Origin of the sequence: Klebsiella sp. NPDC088457, assembly GCF_044900465.1 — a bacterium.
Lineage (GTDB): Bacteria > Pseudomonadota > Gammaproteobacteria > Enterobacterales > Enterobacteriaceae > Klebsiella.
Genome location: NZ_JBJDNH010000048.1, coordinates 35,619 through 39,445, shown reverse-complemented (window position 1 = coordinate 39,445; position 3,827 = coordinate 35,619). Strand labels below are relative to the sequence as shown.

Sequence of the window (3,827 nt, the reverse complement as noted above, 5' to 3'; positions counted from 1 at the left end):
AAGGCACTAACGCAGCTGGATCCGCGCATCATTTCTCTGGAGCTTACGGACAATCGCGGCTTTGAGGCCGACGAGCTGACCATTGCTATCGACGACAGTGACGGACTGATCGAGCTACCGCCGCGCGGTGCCGAGCTTTCGGTGTCGCTGGGATGGCAGGGTGAGCCGCTGGTTTACAAAGGGGTTTACACCGTTGACGAGGTCGCCCACTCAGGGCCGCCGGACAGGCTGGAAATCACCGCCCGCAGCGCGGATTTTCGGGACGAGTTTAACGTTAAGCGCGAGGTATCCTGGCACGACGTGACGGTCGAGCGGATTGTGTCGGCCATCGCCCGGCGCTACAAACTGACGCCGGTGATTTCCGAGCAGCTGATGATCGCCGAGATTGACCACGCTGACCAGACCCAGGAGAGCGATATGTCATTTCTGACGAGGATGGCTGACCTTCTGGGCGCGATTGCCACCGTCAAAAACGGTAGCCTCCTGTTTATCCTGCCGGGTGGCGGCGTCAGCGCGAACGGCAAAGCACTGCCGGAGTTTGCGATCACCCGCTCAAGTGGCGACCGGCATTCGTTCCGCGTGGCTGACCGCGACGCTTACACCGGCGTGCAGGCGTACTGGCTGGATCTGGAGTATGGCAAAAAGAAAAAGGTTACCGTTAAGGAGCGCAAGAAAAAGACCGAGAGCAAGCCGCGCAGCAGCGCAAGGGAAGGGGATTATATCGCCGGTGAAGATGGTAACGTTTTTGTGCTGCGGACAACCTTCAACAATGTGATTGCCGCCCAGCGAGCCGCTGCAGCGAAGTGGCAACAGCTCAAACGCGGCGCCGCCGAATTTAATATGACGCTCGCTTATGGCCGCGCAGATCTGTACCCGGAAATGCACGGCACGGTATCGGGCTTTAAGACGGATATTAATAATCAGGACTGGATAATTGCGAAGGCCACCCACTCGATCGACGACGGTGGATTTAAAACGCAGCTGGAGCTTGAAGCGAAAATACCTGAATGGATTGCAGAAAGTGAGGGTTAGCGGCCATAATATGAGCGAGTTCAACTCCCGCCCCGGGAGGCCATCATGTTTAAGTGTCCTATCTGCGGTGCCGTTGCTAAAACGCGCACCAGTCGTCCATTGAGTAACACCACCGTCCGGCATTATCACCAGTGTCAGAACTTTGAATGCAGCATCACCTTTACCACCCTGAACAGCGTTGAAAAGCTGGTCACAAAGCGCGGCCATCGCGAAAAGTTGCCGCCTGGATTTATCCCCTCAGATGCATTCCCATCATCCCACTATGGTGATGCACAGTTAAGTCTCGCCGTATAAAACAAGCCCCGCATTTCGCGGGGCTATTTTCTTGTCAATTCAGAGTAATCCGATAAAATCAAAATGTTTTGTAACAAATGGCAATTATTAAATAATTAAGGGGATGCATTATGGCTTTGGTCAGTTGTCCGGAATGCAGGAAGGAAGTAAGTGATTCCGCTTTGAGGTGCCCATCTTGTGGCAAGCAGCTAAAAAAACCACGCCGCTCAATTTTTGGGAAGTTAATTAAATGGGTATTCATCCTGTTTAATATCTTCATGATCTACGCTGTTTTTAAGGGGTTAGGTGGCAGCGGCGAGGTAATCAGTCAAGCCTCATCGGATGCGGAAAGAGCCGGGGCAGCTTTGGGCGCGGGGTTGGGAATGATGGCTATGGGGACCATTTGGGTTATTGGTGATGTAATAATCGGAACCCTTGTATTTCTCACAAGACCAAAGGGATAACCACATGAGGAAGAGTTGTTTATTTCTTGCGACCTTCTTCGGTGCGCTCATTTCTTTGGGGGTTCACGCGCAAGAAAAGCCGAAACCAAAGACAGAGGAATCCCCCACAATAAGCAAAGATGATTTGGCAAAGTGCCAGGCCGAGGAAAACGGTACAAAAAGGTTAGGTTGCTACGATCTGTTGTTGCCGCCAAATGAGATACAGAACCCGGAGGAAAAAAGCGACACAGGGAAGTGGCAAGTATCAACGGTCGAATCAGATATTGATGACTCGACAAATGTTTTTGCTATGCTGACAGCGGATTTACCGATCTCATCAAATTTTGGAAGAACCTCCACTCCCGTACTTTTCATTACATGCAGAGAGAAGAAGACTGAGTTGTTCATTAACTGGGATGTCTATTTAGGACTTGGTGAAACCTCTATGCTTCACAGGCTTGATAAGCAAAAGGCGGTCACAAAAGTGTGGGATATATCAGGTAATACAAAAGCAGTTTTCTACAGGGGCAGGACAATTGATTTTATCAAGAGTCTTGAGAAGTCTGGAAAAATGCTGGCGCAGATTACTCCATATAATGAGAATTCAGCCACCACCACTTTCGATCTCAAGGGACTTTCAGAGGCCATCAAACCACTACAGAAGTCATGCGGGTGGAAGTGAGCGCAAAAGGAAGCCACGGGTAACCGTGGCTTTTTGTCGATATGGTCGCAGTGTGGACACTGCTTGATAAAAATCCTTTTTTATCAGTTGGATGCTGTCGCCCTTAGCGCACCATCCCTGTCTTCCCCCCTCATGATGAGGGGGTTTTTTTTGTCTGTCATTCAGCTAAACGACTTCTCCCTTGCGCCCCGTCGCAACAAAAGTTCGGGTTATACTAAGCGCATCGCCGGAAAAGGAGCGTTTATGGATCAATCTTATGGGCGGCTGGTCAGTCGTGCGGCCATTGCGGCGACGGTGATGGCCTCCGCGTTACTTTTGATTAAAATTTTTGCGTGGTGGTATACCGGATCGGTGAGTATTCTGGCGGCGCTTGTGGACTCGCTGGTGGATATTGCCGCCTCGTTAACCAACCTGCTGGTGGTGCGTTACTCGCTTCAACCCGCTGATGAGGAACATACTTTTGGCCACGGCAAGGCGGAATCGCTGGCCGCGCTGGCGCAAAGTATGTTTATCTCCGGGTCGGCTCTGTTCCTGTTTTTGACCGGCATCCAGCATCTGGCGCGGCCGGAGCCGATGCAGGCGGCGGGCATCGGCATGATTGTGACCCTGATTGCGCTGGCCAGCACGCTGGTGCTGGTGACTTTCCAACGCTGGGTGGTGAGAAAAACGCGAAGCCAGGCGGTGCGAGCAGATATGCTTCATTATCAGTCTGATGTTATGATGAACGGCGCAATTCTGGTGGCGCTGGGCCTCTCCTGGTATGGTTGGCATCGCGCCGACGCGCTGTTTGCCCTTGGAATTGGCATCTATATTTTATATAGCGCGCTGCGTATGGGTTACGACGCCGTTCAGTCGTTGTTAGACCGCGCACTTCCTGATGAGGAGCGTCAGGACATTATCAATATCGTGACCGCGTGGCCAGGCGTCAGCGGGGCGCACGATCTACGGACGCGGCAGTCAGGGCCGACTCGCTTTATTCAAATACATCTGGAAATGGAAGATAACCTCCCGCTGGTGCAGGCGCACGTGATTGCCGACCAGGTGGAGCAGGCGATTCTGCACCGTTTCCCGGGTTCTGATGTGATTATCCATCAGGATCCCTGTTCTGTGGTGCCGCTGGCGCGACAGGGCGTTTTTTGAGCTTTCGGTTATAGTCTGTAAACTCGATGTAAAATGTGGGGCGGATCGGCATTTTTTGTATAAATTACCGCCATTTGGTCTGACCTGAATCAATTCAGCCAGAAGCGTTTGATATACTATTGCAATTATCGTCGTGCACTCCTGGTGAAGGAGCGCTTCAGGCAACAGGATTATTTTTTGCTTCCTAAGTTCAGAGGTAGTCATGATTAAGAAAATCGGTGTATTGACAAGTGGCGGTGATGCGCCGGGCATGAACG

Annotated in this window: 5 protein-coding genes; all 5 read left to right on the top strand. The window is 51.8% G+C overall.

Going from position 1 to position 3,827, the window contains the following annotated elements; genetic code table 11:
* The coding region (locus ACI2JR_RS23560) for a phage late control D family protein (protein ID WP_462479587.1) at positions 1-1,032 on the top strand (1,032 nt) is incomplete at its 5' end.
* Positions 1,033-1,077: 45 nt separating this feature from the next.
* On the top strand, positions 1,078-1,326 hold the full coding sequence (locus ACI2JR_RS23555) for an ogr/Delta-like zinc finger family protein (RefSeq protein WP_071995732.1): 249 nt from the start codon (positions 1,078-1,080) through the stop codon (positions 1,324-1,326).
* A gap of 110 nt (positions 1,327-1,436) precedes the next feature.
* The gene (locus ACI2JR_RS23550) at positions 1,437-1,769 is read left to right on the top strand and encodes a zinc ribbon domain-containing protein (protein ID WP_048757645.1); all 333 of its coding nucleotides are present in this window, start codon (positions 1,437-1,439) and stop codon (positions 1,767-1,769) included.
* A 4-nt stretch (positions 1,770-1,773) separates the two neighbouring features.
* Positions 1,774-2,430 carry a type VI secretion system-associated protein TagO gene (locus ACI2JR_RS23545; RefSeq protein WP_462479586.1) on the top strand — a complete coding sequence of 219 codons (657 nt, stop codon included), beginning with the start codon at positions 1,774-1,776 and terminating at the stop codon, positions 2,428-2,430.
* 243 nt (positions 2,431-2,673) lie between these two features.
* Positions 2,674-3,570 carry a CDF family cation-efflux transporter FieF gene (fieF, locus tag ACI2JR_RS23540; RefSeq protein ID WP_132731809.1) on the top strand — a complete coding sequence of 299 codons (897 nt, stop codon included), beginning with the start codon at positions 2,674-2,676 and terminating at the stop codon, positions 3,568-3,570.
* Positions 3,571-3,827 lie beyond the last annotated feature (257 nt).